General features: G+C 45.8%; 20 protein-coding genes. All 20 read right to left on the bottom strand.

The window, feature by feature from the left end; genetic code table 11:
• Positions 1 to 261: 261 nt before the first annotated feature.
• Positions 262 to 2,277, bottom strand: a complete 2,016-nt coding sequence (ftsH, locus tag P343_RS35710; RefSeq protein ID WP_023511729.1) for an ATP-dependent zinc metalloprotease FtsH — start codon at positions 2,275 to 2,277, stop codon at positions 262 to 264.
• A gap of 128 nt (positions 2,278 to 2,405) precedes the next feature.
• Positions 2,406 to 2,945 (bottom strand): hypoxanthine phosphoribosyltransferase, encoded by a 540-nt coding sequence (gene hpt, locus P343_RS35705; RefSeq protein ID WP_023511728.1) that lies wholly within the window; start codon positions 2,943 to 2,945, stop codon positions 2,406 to 2,408.
• A gap of 2 nt (positions 2,946 to 2,947) precedes the next feature.
• Positions 2,948 to 4,378: a tRNA lysidine(34) synthetase TilS gene (tilS, locus tag P343_RS35700; protein ID WP_023511727.1), complete on the bottom strand. Its 1,431-nt coding sequence runs from the start codon at positions 4,376 to 4,378 to the stop codon at positions 2,948 to 2,950.
• Positions 4,379 to 4,537: 159 nt separating this feature from the next.
• Positions 4,538 to 5,476: a serine/threonine protein kinase gene (locus tag P343_RS35695; RefSeq protein WP_236620379.1), complete on the bottom strand. Its 939-nt coding sequence runs from the start codon at positions 5,474 to 5,476 to the stop codon at positions 4,538 to 4,540.
• Complete coding sequence (locus P343_RS35690; protein ID WP_023511725.1) at positions 5,460 to 6,200, bottom strand: VWA domain-containing protein; 741 nt, start codon at positions 6,198 to 6,200, stop codon at positions 5,460 to 5,462. The genes P343_RS35695 and P343_RS35690 overlap by 17 nt, the downstream gene beginning before the upstream one ends.
• A gap of 143 nt (positions 6,201 to 6,343) precedes the next feature.
• The gene (gene spoIIE / locus P343_RS35685) at positions 6,344 to 8,821 is read right to left on the bottom strand and encodes a stage II sporulation protein E (RefSeq protein WP_023511724.1); all 2,478 of its coding nucleotides are present in this window, start codon (positions 8,819 to 8,821) and stop codon (positions 6,344 to 6,346) included.
• Between the two features lie 313 nt (positions 8,822 to 9,134).
• The gene (locus tag P343_RS35680) at positions 9,135 to 9,551 is read right to left on the bottom strand and encodes a S1 domain-containing RNA-binding protein (RefSeq protein WP_023511723.1); all 417 of its coding nucleotides are present in this window, start codon (positions 9,549 to 9,551) and stop codon (positions 9,135 to 9,137) included.
• A gap of 67 nt (positions 9,552 to 9,618) precedes the next feature.
• Positions 9,619 to 9,999 carry an FtsB family cell division protein gene (locus P343_RS35675; protein WP_023511722.1) on the bottom strand — a complete coding sequence of 127 codons (381 nt, stop codon included), beginning with the start codon at positions 9,997 to 9,999 and terminating at the stop codon, positions 9,619 to 9,621.
• Positions 10,000 to 10,014: 15 nt separating this feature from the next.
• A complete protein-coding gene (gene yabQ / locus P343_RS35670) occupies positions 10,015 to 10,593 on the bottom strand; it encodes a spore cortex biosynthesis protein YabQ (protein ID WP_023511721.1) in 579 nt (192 codons plus the stop codon).
• Entirely contained in the window at positions 10,590 to 10,898 is a 309-nt protein-coding gene (yabP, locus tag P343_RS35665) for a sporulation protein YabP (RefSeq protein WP_023511720.1), read from the bottom strand. Before yabP ends, yabQ begins: the two co-directional genes overlap by 4 nt.
• Before the next feature lie 92 nt (positions 10,899 to 10,990).
• Positions 10,991 to 11,251 (bottom strand): RNA-binding S4 domain-containing protein, encoded by a 261-nt coding sequence (locus P343_RS35660; protein WP_023511719.1) that lies wholly within the window; start codon positions 11,249 to 11,251, stop codon positions 10,991 to 10,993.
• Positions 11,248 to 11,523, bottom strand: a complete 276-nt coding sequence (locus P343_RS35655) for an HU family DNA-binding protein (RefSeq protein WP_023511718.1) — start codon at positions 11,521 to 11,523, stop codon at positions 11,248 to 11,250. Before P343_RS35655 ends, P343_RS35660 begins: the two co-directional genes overlap by 4 nt.
• An 89-nt stretch (positions 11,524 to 11,612) precedes the next feature.
• On the bottom strand, positions 11,613 to 13,247 hold the full coding sequence (locus P343_RS35650; RefSeq protein WP_023511717.1) for a putative polysaccharide biosynthesis protein: 1,635 nt from the start codon (positions 13,245 to 13,247) through the stop codon (positions 11,613 to 11,615).
• Positions 13,248 to 13,459: 212 nt separating this feature from the next.
• A complete protein-coding gene (gene spoVT, locus P343_RS35645; RefSeq protein ID WP_031264268.1) occupies positions 13,460 to 13,996 on the bottom strand; it encodes a stage V sporulation protein T in 537 nt (178 codons plus the stop codon).
• Positions 13,997 to 14,090: 94 nt separating this feature from the next.
• Positions 14,091 to 17,636 carry a transcription-repair coupling factor gene (gene mfd / locus P343_RS35640; RefSeq protein WP_023511715.1) on the bottom strand — a complete coding sequence of 1,182 codons (3,546 nt, stop codon included), beginning with the start codon at positions 17,634 to 17,636 and terminating at the stop codon, positions 14,091 to 14,093.
• 119 nt (positions 17,637 to 17,755) lie between these two features.
• Positions 17,756 to 18,325 (bottom strand): aminoacyl-tRNA hydrolase, encoded by a 570-nt coding sequence (gene pth / locus P343_RS35635; RefSeq protein WP_023511714.1) that lies wholly within the window; start codon positions 18,323 to 18,325, stop codon positions 17,756 to 17,758.
• A 236-nt stretch (positions 18,326 to 18,561) separates the two neighbouring features.
• On the bottom strand, positions 18,562 to 19,179 hold the full coding sequence (locus P343_RS35630; RefSeq protein ID WP_023511713.1) for a 50S ribosomal protein L25/general stress protein Ctc: 618 nt from the start codon (positions 19,177 to 19,179) through the stop codon (positions 18,562 to 18,564).
• A gap of 93 nt (positions 19,180 to 19,272) precedes the next feature.
• The gene (locus tag P343_RS35625; protein WP_023511712.1) at positions 19,273 to 20,223 is read right to left on the bottom strand and encodes a ribose-phosphate diphosphokinase; all 951 of its coding nucleotides are present in this window, start codon (positions 20,221 to 20,223) and stop codon (positions 19,273 to 19,275) included.
• A gap of 17 nt (positions 20,224 to 20,240) precedes the next feature.
• Positions 20,241 to 21,620 carry a bifunctional UDP-N-acetylglucosamine diphosphorylase/glucosamine-1-phosphate N-acetyltransferase GlmU gene (gene glmU, locus P343_RS35620; RefSeq protein WP_023511711.1) on the bottom strand — a complete coding sequence of 460 codons (1,380 nt, stop codon included), beginning with the start codon at positions 21,618 to 21,620 and terminating at the stop codon, positions 20,241 to 20,243.
• 439 nt (positions 21,621 to 22,059) lie between these two features.
• Positions 22,060 to 22,350 carry a septation regulator SpoVG gene (gene spoVG / locus P343_RS35615; protein ID WP_023511710.1) on the bottom strand — a complete coding sequence of 97 codons (291 nt, stop codon included), beginning with the start codon at positions 22,348 to 22,350 and terminating at the stop codon, positions 22,060 to 22,062.
• Between the last annotated feature and the right edge of the window lie 76 nt (positions 22,351 to 22,426).

Below are 22,426 nucleotides of genomic sequence, written 5' to 3'. Positions count from 1 at the left end.
ACTCCAGTTGCTCGCATCAACAGGGACAGCCGCGGGCGATCCGGGAGCCTCCTCGGTTCGCCTTGAGACCTACAGGGTCTCCCCTGGCTCGCTGATCCCGCAGGAGTCTCGCACTTCCGTGTTTGAATCAGAACTTACGCCGCGAATACGAACTCTGAGCCTATTTAAAATTTTTATATTTACTTATCATTTAAAAAAGAGGAGGCGCTCCCGATCGGAGAGGCCTCCTTTTTTCTTTCTATGCATGATCCGTCACGAGGATCAGAGCTTATGGTCATCCGGACGTTCACCATCTGATGGATGCTGCTCTTCAACAGGTGTTTGAATGGAATCTTCGTCTTTGGAATGGATATTCACTTTAACATCCGTCTCCGACTCAGTTGCAGGTTCATGGGCAACTGCAGGCGCTTCTTCCTTTTCATCATGAGAACCATATCTGTTCTTGCTTGGCTCGATATATTTGCCGGTTTCATAAAGGGACTTGATTTGTTCTTCTTCCAGTGTTTCCACCTTCAGGAGGGTTTGGGCAATCAATTCCAGCTTATCCCGATGTTCAAGAAGCAGCTTCTTGCATCGATCATATTCTGCCTTTACAAATCGCTGAACTTCCTGGTCAATTTCAAAAGCGATTGCATCACTGTAATTTTGCTCGTTCTGAATATCGCGTCCAAGGAACACTTGGCCGCTGTCATTATTACCAAACTGCATTGGTCCAAGTTTGTCGCTCATACCAAATTCGGTAACCATGCGGCGAGCAAGATTGGTGACACGCTGCAAGTCGTTGCTCGCTCCGGTCGATATTTCGCCAAATGTGATTTCTTCTGCTACACGACCGCCGAGCAACCCGCAAATCTTTTCAAGGAGTTCCGGCTTCGTCATGAAATAACGATCTTCTTTAGGAAGCGAAACGGTATAACCGCCCGCCTGTCCACGCGGAATTACCGTTACTTTGTGCACCTCATCAGCACCCTCTAAAGCGAGGCCAATGATGGTATGACCAGATTCATGATACGCAACGATATTTTGTTCCTTTTGTGAAATGACACGTGATTTCTTGGCGACACCAGCAATAACACGTTCTACTGCTTCATCGATGTCTTCCATGTTAATCACTTTTTTATTTGCTCGAGCAGCTACCAGCGCAGCTTCATTAAGCAAGTTCTCCAAATCAGCACCTGAGAAGCCTGGGGTCAATTTGGCAACAGTCTTTAAGTTAATTTCTTTTGCCAACGGCTTATTTCTCGCATGAACACGAAGCACTGCTTCACGTCCTTTAAGGTCCGGACGACCGACAGGAATCTGGCGGTCAAAGCGTCCGGGACGGAGAAGCGCAGGATCAAGAATATCCGGTCGGTTGGTTGCGGCAATGATGATGATTCCCTCATTTGCACCAAATCCGTCCATTTCAACAAGCAATTGGTTCAAAGTCTGTTCACGCTCGTCATGTCCGCCGCCAAGGCCCGCACCACGCTGGCGCCCTACGGCGTCAATTTCATCAATGAAAATGATACATGGTGAATTTTTCTTAGCTTGATCAAATAGGTCACGGACTCGAGAAGCACCGACACCGACAAACATTTCAACAAAATCTGAACCGCTAATAGAGAAGAATGGGACACCAGCCTCACCCGCAACAGCACGCGCGAGCAACGTTTTACCAGTACCAGGAGGTCCCTCAAGCAATACGCCCTTTGGGATCCGGGCACCAAGTGCAACGAACTTCCTTGGATCTTTCAGGAAATCAACAATTTCTACTAATTCTTGTTTTTCTTCATCGGCCCCAGCAACATCTCTAAAGGTTACTTTCTTCTTGTCCTCTGAATAGAGCTTTGCCTTGCTTTTGCCAAAGTTCATCACACGGCCGCCACCGCCCTGCGCCTGATTCAGAAGGAAAAAGATCAGGAAGAAGATGATCGCAAACGGGATAAGTGATGTGACGAACGTGATCCATCCGCTTGTCCGTTCCGCCGGTTTTACATCCAGATTATATTGCTTTGCTAAATCTGTGACCTGATTAACCGCTTTATCGCTTGCCGGCAGATACACTTTAAACGTTGTATTTTTATCAGCACTCTTCAAATGCCCCGTTGCCGCGTAGACACCGCCTTCCGGTTGTAAGGTTAACTGATCCACATTGCCATCGCTTAAGTTTGTCTGAAAAGCGCTGTAAGTCATCGGCTTTACAGTACGGTTAGTCTCTGTCAGCCAACTAACGATACCGATGATGACGAGAGCAATAAACAAATATATAATAATGTTCTTAAAAAGTCGATTCATGCCTTACCTCCTCCCGCTCTAAACCAAATCATACTTTATAGTACCACATAAAAATGAAAAGCCTCAACAAATTGCATTTCTGCAAGCAACATAGCAAATCCGACTGACCTTAAATTGCAAATCATGTCTTAAGCAGTGTAAATCTCAGGTTTCAGAATTCCGATAAACGGAAGGTTGCGGTATTTCTCCGCATAATCGAGACCATAGCCGACAAGGAACGCATCGGGAACGGTAAATCCTGATAAATCAGGTGCAATATCCGACTTTCTGCCGGACGGCTTATCAAGCAGCGTCACAATCTTTATAGATTTTGCCTTTCTGGTCTTAAATAATTCGACCAAGTAACTCAGGGTCAGACCGCTGTCAATAATATCCTCAATAATCAGAATTTCCCTGTTTTCCACTGAAGTATCCAGATCTTTAAGAATCTTTACTTCTCCTGAGGAAACTGTAGAGTTACCATAGCTGGAAACATCCATAAAATCAATTTCGATCGGCGTTGTGATCTGTTTGATCAAATCAGCCATAAAGGGCAGTGCCCCCTTCAGTACACCAATCACCAGTGGAAAGGACTCCGCATATTCATCGGAAAGCTTCTTTCCGAATTCACGCACCTTTTCCTGAATCTCTTCTTCCGTAATTAATATTTCCTTGACATCTTCCTTCATGCCTACGTCCTCCCAAAACCAGCAAACGGTATAAATTTAAGCTTCAAATAGTTTGTTTTGTCAGCTGAATGATTGGCCGGCAACGCCAATCCCCGCTTTAATAACGGCAGCCACAGTACACGCCCCTCAGCATCAGTAACTAACGGCCAAAACGTCCGCAGGTCACGATCAACCTTTTCATTAATAAAGATACGCTGAATTTTTTGATCACCCTTCATTCCATTAGGCCTCATGCGATCACCCTGATGAGCGGTGCGGATGAAAAGCGGGAATGGGACCTTATTGCCGTCGACAATCAGGCAATCACTTCCCGTGTCGCATCGGGATAAATCGTCCGCTTCTAAATATTCAGCCTCGAAACTTCCCGCAATACATAAGGTTTCACCGGGAATCTGCATTTTTAATTCCTCAGCGACTTTTCGAAATTCCGTCATAAAACCGATCCAGCAGCGATCATAAGATTTTCTAGCCGTAAGCCCTTTCGGAAAAAAAGTGCCTCCGGAAGGATGACCGGAGCGTATCAACTGCAATAATTGCTCAATATGTATAGATTGGTGCAACGGCTGTAGCTGTTTATTTGTGTACAGATAACATAATACTAGATGAATTGTCCGCCTTTGTAAAGCTGGATGAAGGCTCAGTAATCTGGGAATTGAAAGCGCATATTTTGCTTTGCTTTTCTCTAAAATCACCTCTGCCAACTTCTCCTCTGCCATCTCTGATAGCAAGGATTCGTCTTCTGCAATGCGCTCGCTTTCGTATTGAAATTTGAGATGTACGGATGGGTTTTCTTTTTTTAAAAAGGGAAGAACATATTTCCGGAAACGATTCCTCGTATGCTCATCAGATTCATTGGTAGCGTCTTGCCTCGGAACGATCCCATTTTGAGCACAATAATGTTCAAGTTCCTGCTTCGTCAGTGTAAGCAACGGGCGAATAATTACCTTACTGCCAAATGGACGTCTAACAGGAATGCCTGCCCTTCCTGCACCGATGTTTCCACGAACTTGGCGCATGAGCATCGTCTCCACCTGATCATCTCCATGATGGGCCAGCACAAGTGTGCCTGCGTCGAATTCATTCAACGCTTCAGCAAAAGCCTGATAACGCAGCTCACGCGCTGCCGTTTCAACACTTATTTTTTCCCTGCTGCAGTATGCCTGCACATCTACTGTTTTCCCAATAAAAAGGATATCCCTTTTCTTACAGAATGATGCGACATAAAATAAATCATTGGCACTTTCCGATCCTCTGAGTTTATGATCAACTGAGCAAACAGCAAGTTCCAGCTGCCATGACAGTCTTTTTGCGTGAAAATAGTGAAGAAGGGCCATTGAGTCAGCACCTCCGCTGACACCGAGTACGAGCCGATCTCCTGTACGAATCAAGTGGTGGCTTTCAATAAATTTTGTAACTGTTTCATCGAATGTCATCTCGGATTTCTCCTTATAGAATCTGTTCAAAAAGGAGGACAAAAAGAGCCGAGGTCAGGCAAAACGCCACGTCCTGTAGCATACCTGACACTAGCCCGTCCTAGGCGTCGAAGATATAAATCCATTCATAATCTAGGTATGTCCACCATACTCCAAATATTACATGACGTAAATAATGACAAACAGGATATAAGCAGTCAGCAGAACAGAAGCTGCAAGCCAAGCAGATCTCCAGTTCTCCCGATTGCTTACCACTCTTTTTCTCCGAGTACTCCTTAACGGTGCCTGCTTTTCATCTCTCTGATGCGCCATAATTACATGCAATAGGTCATGACGCATTTGATCAGCAGTTGTATACCTCCCAGTTAGTGCATTCATGATGACTTTACGAAAAGGGATCAGTTTTGGCTGCATTTTTACTTGTTGGAGCAGCTGCATTTCAGGATTATTCGAACGATCTATACGTTTTCCAGTTGCGGCGTACAAAAAAATCATTGCGCAGGCAAACAAGTCATAACTTGGTTCCGCTCGCCGGCTACCGAATCCCCAGTATCCGCGGTCATAAAATTCGGTATACTCTCTTACCGATCGTCCTATCCGTGTCGCACCGCCAAAGTCTAGACAGCGGATCGAGTGTCCGGGATGCATCAGAATCAGATTTTCCGGTTTTAAATCACCGAAAATATAACCGGAATCATGCAGTTGCTGCAGTTGTTTTAACAGCTGAAGCACGTACACCAGTGCCCAATCAAAAGGCTTTTTCTTTAGAGCTTCTTCAAGTGACACACCATCCAGATATTCCATAACACAAAAACCAATAGTTTTTCTGTCGGTCAGCCAGTCATCACTATCATATAAAGAAGGCCCCAAAGGATCCCCTTGGAGCTTTTCAAACTGCTTCAGTACATTGGCCTCCGAGATCAACGACGCGCGATCCTTTGCCAATTTTATCGCGACTGTCTGCGTACCGCTTTTTCCTAGATACACAGTACCCTGAGCACCGCTTCCGAGCCACTTAATCAGCTGATAACGTTGTCTGTGCCATTTGCCTTCAATTACTGTGCCAGGCGCAAAGCGTAAATTATCTTGGCCCGTCATCATAAGCCTCATGCTCATCTTCGTAAATAGCAGTTTTTCTTGAAACGGATTCAAAGCTTCTCACTGCTTCTTTAATTGCAGGGCCCGTCGGTGTTACACCATGTGAACTGATTTTATCAAACGTCCGTTCAATACTGTCCAATTGCGGCGTCCACGAAATAACCTTTTGAACCGACTTTCTTTTCCCGGGAAATAATAACAGGCAAAATTGATTTTCTCCCATACGCGCGGACAGGCTTAGTGACAGATCAGTGAGCGCTTCTCGAACAGTAGGCAGCTTATTTTTCATGCTCGCACTCGTATCAACTAAAATGCAAACGTGCAGATCTGCCGTTTCGCCTAGTTCATCAACGACTTCCATCACTTTCCCGCGCTTTTCCGGGGGCAAATCCTCTACGGTTCCTGATTCGCCAAGAATATCTTGAAGCTGCTGATTGATGACACCCTTAATGGTTTGCGTCATTGCCTGCTTAGTCACCATTTGTACCGTTTGCGCCAGTTGCCGGGTTTGAACAATCTGGCTAATTCCGCCGCCCGCCTGAGCGATGGCTTCTACTTCCTGAAGTCCTCTGCCGTCTTCCGAATCATAACGATCCAGCACGCCGATTACATTTACGGTAATGCCTTGTTCCTTGGCGAGTGCTGCCATGGCTACCGGATCTTCGCCTTGATTGGAACAGCCATCGGTGATTAACAAAATTTGTTTTAACGTCCCTTTCTTCACTATCTATTCACTCCTCCTTGAATCTAGCATTATGATAGACAGGAAGAGTAGTTTCTATACTGCTTTCACGAATTTTTAAATCTAGTGACCTGTCATTCAAGCATGCCATGGTGAAAATCATAGATCCGGTTTAGTGCTTTCTGTTATTCTGCCCGACTGAAACGTTTTTCACCTCGATCCGTTGAAAAAGCTGACCACTCCGGGATATGGTGACTGATTCGCGCAGCGATTACCGTCATGTCATCGTCAATACTTCCGTCACCAACCCTGATCACTTCTTCAAGCAGTAGATCCGCGATTTCTTGAGGATCATTAGTCTGCAACTCTTTAATCTTTCTCTTGACCCAAGCTTCTTTGTTTTCAATATGTTTCGGTGCATCGAATATGCCGTCACTCATCATAATTAATAGATCACCGGACTTTAATTGTTCTGTCTTCACATCCACATCAAAATCACGGATGATTCCGATCGGCAAGTTGCCGGCGTCAAGCATGATGACACGGCCGCCACGCTTGATAAAGCTTGGATTTGAGCCAATTTTTAAAAATTTCGAAGTTGCATTTTGCAAATCGATTAAAGCAAGATCTAAAGTCGCGTAAATTTCCTCAGTTGAACGCAGGGACAATATGGAATTGATCGACTTGATCGCCAGCGTTTCATGTATACCGGATTTGAGTACCTTTTTCAGCAGCTGCAAGGTATCCTGACTCTCCATATCCGCACGCTCGCCATGCCCCATTCCGTCACTGATCGCCAACACATATTTTTTTGAACCAATTTCAAAAAGGGAGTAATTATCTCCGGAGACGAATCCGCCGCCCCGTGCAGCGGTAGCAACTCCTGTTTCAAGGTCATAGGCTCTTGCAGATATGAAGACAACTCGGCTCGGCCCGCCTGGAAGATCAGATGCCTGCTTCTTCTCAACGACGATACTCTCTCCTAAAATATCAGAAAGGAGTGGCGCAATGACCTTTTCGCAGGCACCATAATTATCATTGGGCAGCACAGCCTCAATATCAATGGCTCCAGATTCAAGATTATAGATTTCAATGCTTTCCACACGAAGACCGACACCATTCAGTTTGGATAAAATCATTTCTTCCTGCCACTCATGCAGCCCGCGCTCACGCTTCATTTCACTGGCGAAATCCCCCATCACCTGCGAAACACCTTTTAGCTGATCCGCTACAAGACGACGACTTTCCTTAACATTTCTCCTCATTTTTTCCTGAAGTTCCGAAAGACCTTGCTCTTTGCGAATCACATCCATCGTTTTATCCGCTTTCGAACAATGCTCGCGCCACAGACGATGAAGGTGAGCATTTTCATCCCGATTTCCCTTTCTCGATTCCTCTCGCAGTTCAAGCATTAAATGCTGGGTCTGTTCGAAATTTTTCACCCAGCAGGACTCTTTTTTGAAGCAGTTCTGGCAGGTTTTCGCAGTAACCTTGCTCAAAAACAGATCGTCATCCGGGCGATCCTCCTCGGCAGGAGGATAGAAGCTTTTGGCAAGTGTTTGAAATAATCCTGAAAACTGTTCAACTCGGCCAACGGTTACGTCTCTGAGTTTCCGAACATATTGCTGCTGCTCCGCTTGATATTCACGAGTTCCCGGGATAAAAGAAGCCATTTGCCGAATTAGGCTTTTCGGAGTGAAAAGAAACAATATAAGTGCCGCAGCAGAGTCAATCACTTCACTACCGAGACCTGCATAACCTCCGCCATACACTCCAATGAGCAGGGTGGCAATCAGCAAGCCGGCAGCAACGCCTGTTTTTCCTGCTTCCTTCAGTAATCCGCCAAGCACACCCGAAAAGGCGAGCAAACTCATTTGATAAAGGCTGGTCACACTGGCCATGCCTAGAATCAGTCCGATCACTACCCCAACTGTAGAACCAATAGCCGCTCCTCCCGCATACGCGAACAGCAGCACTGCATATCTTGCAAGCACATGATCGACTGATAAATCGTACACATGCCACCCGATCGTACCGGCAAGAACCGATGATATAAGGATAACAAAGCAAATAATTTCTTCATTTCTAAAAAGCTTATGATTCACCCGAGTCGACATAAGCGGCACACTCTGCATGAAGATCAACGTCACCAACGCGGACAACGATGCCTCCGCACCAGCTGTTAGAACATCCGTCCATACTAAGTTGAGTGTAAACGCAGCCTGGCAGAGCAATCGGACCAGAATGCCGGCAATGAAGACAAGCGCAGGCAGCCAGCGCTCCTCATGCGCGCGATGAAATGCAGTCATGATCTGTCTTCCTGCCAAAAAAATAAGCAACGCCAGCAATCCATAAAAGGCTTGTCCAACTGAAAGGGTCAGTCCGCCGGCTAAAACAGCCAGCGAATCCGCCCATCTCTTTTTGCGTTTCATCCAGAATACGGTTGCAAAAAACGGGAGAACAAATGGGGTCAGGCTCGTGATAATGACCGCGCGCCCAAGTAAAAATCCTGCCGCCAAAAAAAACAGATCCGTTCGAAACAACACACCCAGCAGAAAAGTTTGAAAGGATCGACCTGTCTTGGTTTTCCCTTGATTTGCTCGCTCTCTGTTCACATAAGGGTCCATTGCGCCTGCAGTCAGACTACCAAATTTTTGAACCATACCACTCGCCGCCTTTGTAACTTATGATTGTATGATCCATTAAAGCATAATAGACGTTCGTAATTTGTCAGAATCGCGATACAGTTCTCAAAAAAACTTCGACGACTTTCCTGATGGTCAGCCACAAACGGCATTTGTACGCATGTGCTGTCGATTCGGCTCTATTCATTTGTCATTCGATTCGGACCATAAGCGGTCCGTATGTACCAATCACTACACCATTGAGCTTTAACATAGCCTAAATTTAAAAACACCCAGGCTTTATCTGCCTGGGTGCTTCACATTTTGTATTTAGAAACGTTTAGAGGTTGCCTCAGCCTCGTCTTGCGCCGCGGCCCCCACGTTTGGATTCCGTTTGGCGTTTAATCGTTGAAAGACGATCTTCACTATCCTTCAGATATTGGGAGATTTTGTCTTCAAAGCTTGGTGCACGTGTAGTAAATCGTTTGCCTCCACCATGTCTCGGACCTCTGGAAGACGACGTTACCTTTGGTTTATCGACAGCTTTACGGATCGATAGACCAATCTTTCCATCAGGAGCGACCTGCAACACCTTTACAGTTACTTCATCACCCACTGACAGAACGTCATGAATGTCTTTCACGTACCGATCCGCAACCTCACTGATATGAACCAACCCTGTTTTTCCATCGGGCAAATCTACGAAGGCTCCGAAGTTCGTAATTCCTGACACTTTACCCTGCAGCTTGCTGCCTGCTTCAATTGACATAAAAAAAAGCTTCCTCCTAAAGTGGTATCACTAATTATATTATTATACATAGCAAAAAAAGTGCCTGTCAATCCTTGTTGTGATCGGGTTTTGAAAAAATAATTTCGCCTTTGTTCGATAAAAGATAATCGCGTCTTGCAATCTCGCCAATGTATTTTTTGTTATGAAGCAGCTGAATGCGTTTCTTCAATGCACTCGCTTGTTGCTTCGAATCAACAAGTTGTTTTTCAAGTCCGGCCTTTGTCTCCAGAGCTTGGCTCAGGTGGTGTGACTGCGAAAGCAGAGATGAAATCATGAACGTACAGGCAAGAGCGAACACAACAAAAAAAGCGACTAAGCGGCGGACTAAACCTTTGCGCCTTTTTCTTCTTCTTTTTTCATTCATTTCCTGCGATTGCAGATAGCTTGTCTGCAGTCGCGTCACTCGCTCTGCACCAGCACTTTCCATGCGATTTCCCCCCGCTCATTTACGTCTTTTCAGCATCGTCATCCATTGCCTGAATTTGTGCTCAATCTGAATGCCTTTATTTCTCAAAAAGATCAGCCAGCGATCCGGCACAATGAGCCGAATTATACCTCTAAGAATCTTAAGAGGAATGGCGAGCAGAAAAAGCACAATCTTCAAAACAATGCTTACTGTCATTCTACACAATCTGTAGACGAGCATCAATAGATAAAAGAGCGGATACAGCAATAATTGATAGACAGTTTTTGCGATAAAACGTCCCGTTCGGACAACAGCAGTTACAATTTTGACGAATAAGAACATAAATGGTTTTTCCAGCAATGCTTTATAAAATGCGTAACCGAGCGCAATGCCCAGAAAATAATAGAGACGCAATTGCCCCTCGTTGACGGGCAGAAGCAAAGAAAACAGCAACAAAGCCTGTACAATCCAAAAGAGAGGGTCTGAAATCAACAGAATCCAGCGGCGCCCTTTTCTCGGATGCACATAACGCTGATAAACCGAAAACGAAGCGCCAATCCATACACCCATAGCGATCATCAGAATGAGCGAGACGTATTGTTCCTGAAGTGTCATCGAAACAGCTTGCTGAAGAAGCCCTTACCGGTTTCTCCGCCCTGATCGTCCAGATAGCTGATTTCAATGATATGACCCTCAATCAATACTTGTCCCTGCTCAACATTCAGATTTTGCATCTTCAAACCCGAGCCTCGGACGGCAAGATAGCCGAGTACCGTCTCCAGCAGGAATTCTTCATGATCAAAACTGTCTACATGTTTGACTCCTGTGATCTCAATCGACTTCCGGTTTTTAACGACAATGTTCTGATTTTGCACCGGCTTGTCTTTATTCGGGACCTGCGACGAATAGAATTGACTCATTGGACTCCCTCCTCTTTTTCATAAGCTATGAGGAAGCGGATTGGTTTAGAACCCTTGACGAGCGCAATGAGCCAATTGTTTTAACTGTATTATTATTTCTCTGCTGCTTGTTCGTTAACGACCTCGTAGAGTGAAGCAGCTTCTTCTTTTTTAACGACTTCTTTTAATAGCAGGATACGGACCGTCATCGGTTTCTGACCAAAATGAAGCGTCAGCGTATCGCCGACAGCGACATTTGAGCTCGCTTTCCCTGGTTGTCCGTTAATGTCGACACGGCCCTGGTCGGCGAGTTCTTTCGCCACGGTTCGCCGTTTGATCAGTCGTGAGATTTTCAAATATTTATCAAGTCTCATTTTTTCACGGCATCCTTTAATTTATTGCCCGCCCTGAATCCGGGAACGCGAGTCGCCGGAATGGTGATCGTTTCACCGGTTTGCGGATTTCGGCCAGTCCGGCTTGCACGTTCACGCACTTCAAATGTGCCGAAGCCGACAAATTGAACTTTCTCGTTTGCATTCAAAGCGCTGATCACTTGTTCAAGTGTTTCATTGACTACTGTTTCTGTTTCTTTTTTCGAGATTCCTGTCTTCTCAGCCACTTTTTGGATCAGTTCATTTTTATTCATTAAAATCATTCCTCCACATGAAGTATTCATTATTTTAAAGCATACTTAGCCATCATTTTTCATTCATTTTATCATAAGTTGCCGGCCGATCACAGTTTCCGGGACTTGCCCGAAATGCCAATCGTTTTCGTGTTGGATCGTCTGAATGTTTTCCGATAACGAGAAATGGGAAGTCGGCTCCAGTCGCGCTTGTCCAAGTAATGGACAAAATAAAGGATGGTCATAAAAGTTAAACCGCCGAGAATTGCGCCAAAAAGTGCAGTCACTGCAGCAAAAGGGCGAGGGGCAAGGGCTGCTGACCAATGCATCATCCCAATTTTCCAAAAGAGAACAGCGCCAGTCATGCCTATGATTGAAATGCTTAATTTTGCCAGCGTCTTCCATGAAAGACGCTTGGTTAGCTGCACGCGCCTCAGATAACGAAGACACAATACCGCTGTTACCGCCGTCCCAAGACATGTCGCTGCCGCCGCACCTGCAATCGACAGGCGGGGGATTAATAAATAATTTCCTACACATTTCACACACGAGCCGATAAGAAGAAAGTAAAAAGGAATCCATGGTTTTCCGGCCGATTCAAGTATGCCTGATGCTGTCAGGATCAGAGATAGTGTCAGCATTGTCAACGCTGCAATGGCAAATGCGAGCGTCCCATTAGCATTTCGAAATAACATAATGTTGACTTCACGGCTGATTGACATGAGCCCCGCGGCGGCGGCGGCGCCAAATGCCAGGCTCACCTTAAGCGCAAGTGTCGCCTCAAGCTGATAGGCACGTTTTCTTCGAAGTGAAGCAAGCTGGGCAAGACGCGGAACGATAGCCGCCGTCAGTGACGCTGCAGCTATCATTCCAAATTGAGTCAGCTGATAAGCACGGTCATAGATCCCTTTTTCAGCGCGCGGAAGGGCAAGATGCGCTTTTTCCAGAAGACGAAGTACCGTCAGAGAATCGATGAGCTGAAAAAGAAGGAGCGGCAGAGCAAGGATGGAAAACAAACAGCCGCTGACAATCAGCTCCTTAACCAACGGCCAGTTTACCGGAGCAGTAACCTGACCAAAGATATTTTTAAAGAATGCGCCTTTCCCAGGAAGAAAAAGCATTAGAATAACCATTGATACAAGCGGTGCAAAGGCAGAACCAGCTGTCGCCGCAAAGCCAAATTGATAAGCGTTGCCATGATTAACAAACAAATACCATGAAACGCCAAGAATGAACAGGACTCGAGTCGCTTGTTCCCCGATTTGAGACAGTGCTGTTGGCAGCATATTTTCCTTGTCACCCTGGAATGTTCCTCGCAAGATCGCGATGATTGGAACAAAGAGATAGATGGAGGCTGCAATACGTATTAGATTAGTGAGCTGACGATCACCAATGATTACTGTTAATGGACGGGCAAAGAAAAAAAGAACAGCAAAAAACAGGCTGCAAAGAATGAGCAGGGCAAGTAGAGCATGCCTCTGTACGGACGCCTTGTCCTGTCCCGACTTCCCGTTCGTTTCTGCCATATATTTGGATATCACAATTGGAAAACCCGTGCTACCTAGCGCGACTGCAAGTGCATAAAAAGGATAAACTTGCTGATACACATAAAAGCCGACATCACCGGCAAAGTTTTGATAGGGAAGTCGGTATAGTGCGCTCATTAGCTTTACTAACAGCGCCGCACCGGTCAGAATGGCAGCACCTCTCCAGACCAAGTGGCTTTCCCTTTTTTCGTTGCGCATGACTTCTCTCGCTTTTCCCTGAATTCTAAATTGGATTATACCATATCTTGCCGCATTTGAAAGTTAGCTCCTCATGTTACTGCTCTTTGGATGACTTAACTCAACTTGTCTATTGATTTTCATGCCATGTGCTCGCTTTGCATGGGCAGCAGGTTCCCAGAAAATTTTCGTAAAAAAGGAGGCGAGTTCATCGCCTCCTTTTGAGCTTTTCTTCAATGTTCCATTTGTCTGCCGAGAAACCCTGCAGCTGTCTCCGCGAGCTTCACTTCCACTTCGCTCATTGCTTTCTTATCCTTGTCGATCAGGATGATGGTACCGATGGGATCGCCTCCAGCGATTATCGGTGCAATGACGTAAGGACCGGATAAGTTTTCATGCGATTCGATCAAGGGTTCGCCGCGATTCTGTTCAAGAATGGTCTGCCGCTGCTCCATTGATTTTTCGGGTAAGGAAAGCAGCCTTTTCTCCAAATAATCCTTTTTGGGCCCGCCTGCGACTGCAATCACGGCATCACGGTCGCTGACCAGTGTCAATTTGCCTGAGTTCTCAGCCAATGATTCCGCATATTCCTTTGCGAAATCTCCGAGCTCGCTCATCGGTGAATATTTTTTTAAGATCACTTCACCGTCATGATCAACAAAGATTTCTAATGGATCGCCTTCGCGAATACGAAGCGTTCGCCGTATTTCTTTGGGAATAACCACCCGCCCAAGATCATCGATTCGGCGGACAATGCCAGTTGCTTTCATACAAGGATGTCCTCTCTTTCCGCTTCTGCAAAAATCATCTATTCCTTGCATTATTATCTGCGCTCCTGGACAAAGTATGCATTTTCCGCCAAAATTAACCTACTTTTTCGGATGCCTTCTGAATCTGCTCAATACCGCTTAGCAGTTTAGCGACTTCCTCCAGCATTGGACCCGCGTGCCGCATGTTTTGTTTCATGGTGACCTTCATTTTCGTACCGTCTGATCCAAGTCCGACACCCGACCCCATTCTACTGATGGACTTAAATAAGGATTCACGATCTAACGTTTTCCAGCCAAGCTCCGAAAAGATAATGGTGACCTCTGCATTCTGCTGTTTAATTTCTTCAACCATCAAGTTATTAGCGATCACACGCACTTCGGCAACCTTGAACAGATCAGTCACTTCCCTCGGGTAATCACCAAAGCGGTCGATCATCTCATCCTTCAGTTCTTCAATATCTTGGAGTGATTCCGCCGCCTTGAAACGTTTGTACATATCAATCTTCTGCAACGAATCTTCAATATATAGATCTGGAATATACGCATCTGTATCCATCTCAATGGTAACTTTTGGCGGCAATTTATCTGCCGGTTCTTTGCTACTCCGTTCCGCGATCGCATCTTTAAGCATTTGAGAATAGAGATCAAAACCAACAGAGTCAATAAATCCATGCTGCTCGGCACCCAATAAGTTTCCTGCCCCGCGAATCGACAAATCACGCATGGCAATTTTGAAACCGGAGCCCAATTCCGTGAATTCTTTTATTGCTTGAAGCCGCTTCTCAGCCACTTCGTTCATGACTTTATCCCGCTGATACGTAAAGTAAGCATAGGCGACACGATTGGAACGCCCGACTCGCCCGCGCAGCTGATACAGCTGAGATAGCCCCATACGGTCGGCATCATACACAATCAACGTGTTGACATTCGGAATGTCGACACCGGTTTCAATGATTGTCGTGCTGACCAGTACGTCATCATTCCCGTCAAGAAAATCGATCATTGCTGATTCAAGCTCAGATTCTTTCATCTGCCCATGTGCAAAGGTTACCGCGGCATCAGGAACAAGACTGGAAATAATTTCTGTCATGCGCTGAATGGATTCCACCCGGTTATAAAGAAAATAAACTTGACCTCCGCGTGCCATTTCCCGTTCAATTGCTTCCCGGATCAGCGACGCATTGTATTCCATCACAAAAGTTTGGACTGGAAAACGGTTTTCCGGCGGCGTTTCGATAATCGACAGATCACGCACGCCCAGCATCGACATGTGCAACGTACGAGGAATTGGTGTTGCCGTTAACGTCAACACATCGATATTCGCCTTCAGCCGTTTAATTTTTTCCTTATGTGTAACACCAAAGCGCTGCTCTTCATCGACAATCAACAGACCTAGATCTTTGTATTGAACGTCTTTAGAAAGCAGGCGGTGTGTGCCAATCACCAGATCAATGGTCCCTGCCTTTAAACCTTTAAGCGTTTCCATTTGCTCTTTTCTCGAACGAAACCGGCTGAGCAAGCCGATTGAAACAGGAAAATCTTCAAAACGCTCGCGCGCCGTCTCAAAATGCTGCTGAGCCAAAATAGTTGTCGGAACAAGGAGCGCAACCTGTTTCCCGTCAGCAATTGCTTTAAAAGCAGCGCGCAAAGCTACTTCAGTCTTTCCATAGCCCACATCGCCGCAAAGAAGACGATCCATTGGCTTGTCATTCTCCATGTCTTTCTTGATTTCCTCAATCGCCTGAAGCTGATCCACAGTTTCCTGGTATGGGAAAGCCGCTTCAAATTCTTGCTGCGCTTCACTATCTTTGCCAAAGGCATAGCCTTTGCTTGCCTCTCGCTTCGCATACAGCTTAATCAAATCATCCGCAATATCCTGAATTGAGGAACGTGCCTTGCTTTTGACTTTCTTCCATTCGCTGCCGCCAAGCGCATAGATCTTTGGTTCCTTGCCTTCCGAACTGACATATTTCTGTACCTGATCAATGTGTTCCACAGGTACATAGAGCTTGTCATTGCCTTTATAAATAATTTGCAAATAGTCCTTATGCGTTCCATTGACTTCAAGAGTCTCAATACCAGCATAGCGTCCGATTCCGTGGTCTACGTGGACGACATAATCACCGACTTTAAGCTCGCTGTAATTTTTTAAGCGTTCCGCGTTTGACAGCTTTTTCGCTTTGTGGGCTGCTTTTGCAGCTTTTTTTGTAAAGACTTCTCTTTCAGTCACCACGGCTATTTTTTTTAACGGCAACTCAAAACCGTTTTCAAAATGACCGATGGTAATCTGGCTGATGCCATGAACGGGAGGTGTATCTGGCTCAACCGACTCTGACTGTACGCCGTAATCAGACAGCACCTGGGCGAGACGTCTCGCCCTTTCCTTATCTGAGGCAAGAAAAGTTACAGCAAAACCGCTCTTCTGCCAACGCTCCATTTCCGTCTTGAGCAGCTGAATCTGCCCATGAAAATTCTGCATGGCTCGGCAGGTCATGCTAATCACATTCTGCGGTTGGAACTGTCCATGATATCTGAGAAAGAGGGAGAGAAGAAGGAGCGGATGAGAAAGACGTTCAGTCAGCTGCTGCCAATCCATGGTTATCGGGAGTCCGCCAACCATTTCTCCTCTTTGCAGCATGTCAACCTGCCACTCGCCTTCCTCACGGTCCAGTTGCTCAGACATTTCTTGAATTCGGCTGATCTCATCAAACATGATCAGTGCGTTCTCTGGTAAATAATCACTAATTGTTGTCATCTTGCTATAGAACAAAGATGTATATTTAATCATTCCGTTAAATGGCTGATGCTGTTTCAAAGCCTCAATGTCCGCACCAATCCGTTCACTAAGCAGTTCTTGGGCTTTTTGGTCCGTCATCCTGGAAAGCGTTCGCGCAAACTCACGTTCAAGCCCTTCTGCAGCAGCTGAATAACTCTCCTCATAGAGTAAAAGTTCTCTCGCCGGCCCAACCAGCACACTGCCTCGAACCATTTCAAGTGAACGCTGGGACTCACTGTCGAAAAAGCGAACAGAGTCAATTTCGTCATCGAACAATTCAACACGAATCGGATGCTCTTCAGTCAATGGAAAAATATCAATAATGCCGCCACGAAGGCTGAATTGTCCCGGTCCGGTGACCATTGTCTCCCGTTCATATCCGATCGCCGCCAATTTGTGCAGCAAATCATCGAGATCGACGCTTTTACCCGTCTCAAATCGAATAAGGCTTGCTTTCCACAGATACAGCGGCGCAAGCAACTTCTTAAGCCCGGCGACCGGAATGATCACTAAACATTTCCGGCTTTGTGCCAGATTATTCAGTACTTCGATACGCTGGGCTAGCAATTCCGGGCTAGCCACAGCGAGTTCTGACGCAATCAGATCATTTGCCGGGTACAAAAACAGCTCCTCTGAATCTATTAATCCTTCTAGATCATTATAGAGTTTCTGTCCTTGATACAAATTATGCGTCACCACAACAGACGCTTGTTTTCTTTTCTGATAAAGCGCCGCGATCCAAAGTGATTTCGCGCCGCCGGAAAGTCCGGATACCAGCTGCTGCGTCATGCCCTGTTCATAACCTTCAAGAACGGTTTGGATTTCATCAATTTTTTGTTGGTAATAGTGGCTCAGGCCAAGCATTGGCTACCCTCGCTTTCTTTAAACCGAAAAACGCTTTGGCGTACGCCAAAGCTCTGGAATTATTCCTCAGAACCTTAATAAACTGAAATAAACTTCTATGATTATGCCCGCGCGCCGGATTACTTATTCGCATTATAAGTATTCATCACCTGCGGAAAAGGTAACGTCATCCAAGCTTCAGCTGCCTTGGCTGCACGCTCGATTGCAGAATCGATCTCCATCTGTTCTTCACCCGAGAAGCCTTGCAGCACATGGCGGACTACAGCTTCATGTGTGCGCTGTGGATGCCCGATACCTACTTTGATTCTCGCGAATTCCTGTGTCTTTATATGCTGAATCAGTGATTTAATGCCATTATGGCCGCCTGCGCTCCCTTTTTGCCTCAATCGGATTTTCCCCACCGGCAAATCCATGTCATCCTGGATGACCAGTAGATCTTCTGCCGACAATTTAAAAAAGTGAAGCAGCGGACCGACCGCTTCTCCTGAAGCATTCATATAAGTAAGCGGCTTCACAAGAAGAAGTTCTTGACCGTCAATCGTCCCTTTTCCAAACAGTGCATTGAATTTTGTCTTTGTCAATTGAATGCTGTGCTGCCCGCTGAGTGCGTCGATGACTTCAAAACCTATGTTATGCCTGGTATGGGCAAATTCAGAACCGGGGTTTCCCAGTCCAACGATGACTTTCACATTTCTTCCTCTCTTTCATAAGAGATAATCCTCCATGAACACTCATTGCCAGTACCCTAATATCTATCGGTTCTGCTTATTAAAGAAAACTAGGAGAGATCATGCCTTTTTGTACAGCAAGATCCATAGTTTCTTGTTCATCTCCATTTATCTCTAAACTTATATTCCTTCTTGCTCGTATGAAAAAAGACGTAACGCATTGGTTACGCCCTTTCCCGTTATTTCCAAAAGTTCGGTTATTCTGCAGCGCCATCGCCTGTTGATTCGGCAGCATCAGCTGCTTCCTCTGTTTCTTCAGCCACTTTGGCACCGTAAGAAAGCGTGACAATAACTTCTTCCGGGTCGCCGAGAATAGTATACTTGCTTGTACCTGAAGCCAGATCGCTGACACGAATCGCATCACCAACAGCAAGCTTGGACACATCGACTTCGATCGTACTTGGCAGATCATTAGGAAGCGCGCGTACAGTCAGTTCAGACAACTGGTGGTTTAGAACAACGTCTCCTGCTTCAACCGCTTCAGCACCTTGGAGCACAACCGGTACAACAGCATCGATTTCTTCGTTCATATTGATTTCCAGAAAATCGATATGGCGAACTGTACCTTTAATTGAATCAAACTGCAGTTCGTGAGCCATCACCGTGTACTTCTTTTTGCCTTCAATATCTAAGTTGATAATTGCGTTACGTCCTTCGCTGCGGAACAGCTTGCTCACTGCGCCTGCATCAACTGCTACAGATTCATTGCCTACTGTTTTTCCATAGACAACGGAAGGAATCTTTCCTTCATTTCTCAATTTTTTTGCGTATGATTTTTTGAATTCACCGCGAATTGTCGCATTTAATGTTGCCATGCGTTGCACTCCCTTTCAACGAAATACATCTTTGTAATTTTTAACATGTTACATCTTATCTAACCCTGTATTACACTAAATTCCGATCGATGCTTAATTAAACAGCCGGCTGACGGAAAGCTTCTCATGAATACGGATAATCGCTTCCCCGATCAAAGGCGCTACAGACAACTGCACGATTTTGTCAATTTTCTTATCTTCAGGCAGTGGAATTGTGTTCGTTACAACAAGCTCGCTGATTGCAGACGCCTGAATACGTTCGATTGCGGGACCCGACAAAACAGGGTGTGTACAGCAAGCATACACCTTTTTAGCGCCGCGCTCAACCAATGCGTTGGCCGCCAGCGTGATTGTTCCCGCAGTATCAATGATGTCGTCAATAATGATGCAGGTCTTTCCTTGGATATCGCCGATAATATTCATGACTTCCGAGACATTCGGACGAGGACGGCGCTTGTCAATAATCGCGATCGGTGCTTTGAGACGGTCAGCCATTTTTCTGGCACGCGTTACACCGCCATGATCTGGAGAAACAACGACGATATCATCCAGCTGTTTGCTCATGAAATATTCCGACAGTGTTGGAACACCAAGCAACTGATCCACAGGAATATCAAAGAAGCCTTGGATTTGCGGCGCGTGCAGATCCAGCGTTAGAACTCGGGTTGCTCCCGCGGTCTCCAGCAGGTTTGCAACAAGCTTGGCGGTGATGGGTTCTCTTGCACGCGCTTTACGGTCCTGACGTGCGTACCCATAATAAGGTATAACCAAATTGATCGTTTTCGCGGATGCTCGTTTTAATGCGTCAATCATGATCAGCATTTCCATCAGGTGCTGGTTTACCGGATCACTCGTAGACTGGATGACATAAACTTCACTGCCTCGGATACTTTCTTCAATACTAATTTGTATTTCGCCATCACTGAATGACGAAACGATGCATTTTCCGAGCTTGATGCCGATGTGTTCGGCAATTTGCTTTGCAAGATCAGGATTGGAATTAAGGCTGAATACTTTCAAATTTGGATCTAAATAGCTGACCATCTAATGGTTCCCTCCAGTTAATGGTTTGCCCTGTAGTTCAATTTTAAGGCATAGTTTTCTTTGTTTGTCTGCCTGGATCTTGCGATGGCAAGTGCGTTGTTATTCACTGATTGGGTAATTGTCGAACCGGCAGCAACAAATGCACCTTCTCCGATTGTCACGGGAGCAACTAAATTGGCATTACAGCCAATGAAAGCTCCGTCACCAATCTTTGTCGCAAATTTATTTTTGCCATCATAATTAACCGTTATTGTGCCACAGCCCATGTTGACATCTTTTCCAAGTGTTGCGTCGCCGAGATAAGTCAGGTGTGAAGCCTTGCTCCGCTCTCCAATTTCCGTGTTCTTGACTTCAACAAAATTACCCACTTTTGCCTGATCATGGATTTTGGACAGCGGACGAATATGGGCGAAAGGCCCGATCTGCACGTGGTTGCCAATCCAGCTGTCCTCCAGCACAGACTGTTCAATCTGCGTTTCATCGCCGATCACGCAATTTTTGATTTGCGAATGAGGGCCAACCGTGCATCCACTGCCTATACGTGATTGCCCGGAAATGATCGTGCCAGGATAAATAACCGTGTCATTGCCGATCGTGCATTCTGCTGAGAGATAAGTTGAGGCAGGATCAACGAGCGTCACACCATTTTTCATCATCGTTTGGTTGATGCGCTCCTGCATATATTTCCCAGCAGCGGCCAATTGAATTCGATCATTGACACCAAGCGTCTCTTCAAAGCTCTCCGTTTCATAAGCAATCACTTTTTCAGAGCCCTGGACAAGCAGGCCAATCACATCGGGCAGGTAGTATTCCCCCTGAGCGTTATTATTGGTCACTTGTCGTAAAAGAGTGAACAATTTACGGTTATTAAAACAATAAATACCCGTATTTATTTCTTTTACCCTTTTTTCGTCTGAATTAGCATCTTTATCTTCGACAATTTTTGCAACGTTTCCGGAAGCATCGCGAATCACACGTCCATACCCCGTCGGATCTTCAATGGTTGCGGTGAGAACTGCTGCAGCCGCATGTTGCTCCTCTTGAATATGAATCAGCTTTTCAATCGTTTGATGCGTAATAAGTGGCGTGTCTCCATAAAGCACAACTGTTGTTCCATCCAAATCGGCGAGTTGATCTGCTGCTTGAAGGACAGCATGCCCTGTGCCCAGCTGCTCTTTCTGTAATAGACATTCAGCGTCTTTACCAACAGCTGCTTTGACGTCATTTGCCCCGTGACCGACAATCACATAAATTTTAGAAAAGTCGGCCCGGCCTGCTTCGTCCACAACATGGCGTATCATCGGTTTTCCACAAACCTGATGCAAAACTTTATATAATTTCGATTTCATTCTCGTGCCCTTGCCGGCAGCCAAAATGATCGCATATCGATTTGACATGATGAACCCCCATAGCTTTCGCTGATCCTTAGCGTCCATTTTAGACTATAGCTTAAAAACAGCCCTTTTTCAAGATAACAATGGCGAAAGTTACTTTAATCTGTCTTCGTTTTTAGAGTTAGAAAAACCAGGCTTCGCCTGGTCCTTTACTCTCACTCTATATGCGGCTTTGAATCATCAATCTTGTGCTTAACGACACTTCAGCTGCTCGCTTGCCGCGGGCGATCCGTGAGCCTCCTCAAACAAGCAGTCATCTGCGGGGTCTCACTTGGCTCGCGATTCCCGCAGGCGTCTCACGCTTCCGTGTTTGAATCAGAATTTTTTCCGAGTATTACGCCGCTAATATGAACCCTGAATTCACTCGAAATTTTATATAATTTCTTTACTTGCAAGAAAAAAGGAACCTCTAAAGGTTCCCTTTTCATCTATTCGCGCCTTATTACGAAGCGCCAGCTTGTTCGAATGAAGGATCGCCTTCACACGCATGCTCGTATTCACTAAGAATTGCGGACTGTATTTTCTCTCTGGTCCCTGATGTGATGGGATGGGCAATATCCCTGAACTCCCCGTCAGGTGTCCGCTTGCTTGGCATTGCGACGAATGTGCCGTTGTTGCCGTCAATCACCCGGATATCATGAACCACGAATTCCTTATCGAGGGTAATCGAAGCAATCGCCCGCATGCGCCCGTCAGTATGCACAAGCCGCAGTCTGACATCTGTAATCTCCATTAGTAAGACACCACCCTTTTCCCTTATGCGTAACTCTAATACTTGTTTCAACATAAAAAGTGGGAAATCCTGCAAG

Origin of the sequence: Sporolactobacillus laevolacticus DSM 442 (genome assembly GCF_000497245.1) — a bacterium.
Taxonomy (GTDB): domain Bacteria; phylum Bacillota; class Bacilli; order Bacillales; family Sporolactobacillaceae; genus Sporolactobacillus; species Sporolactobacillus laevolacticus.
Note: the sequence above shows the minus strand (reverse complement) of the source record. Positions and strands in the feature narration are given on the sequence as shown.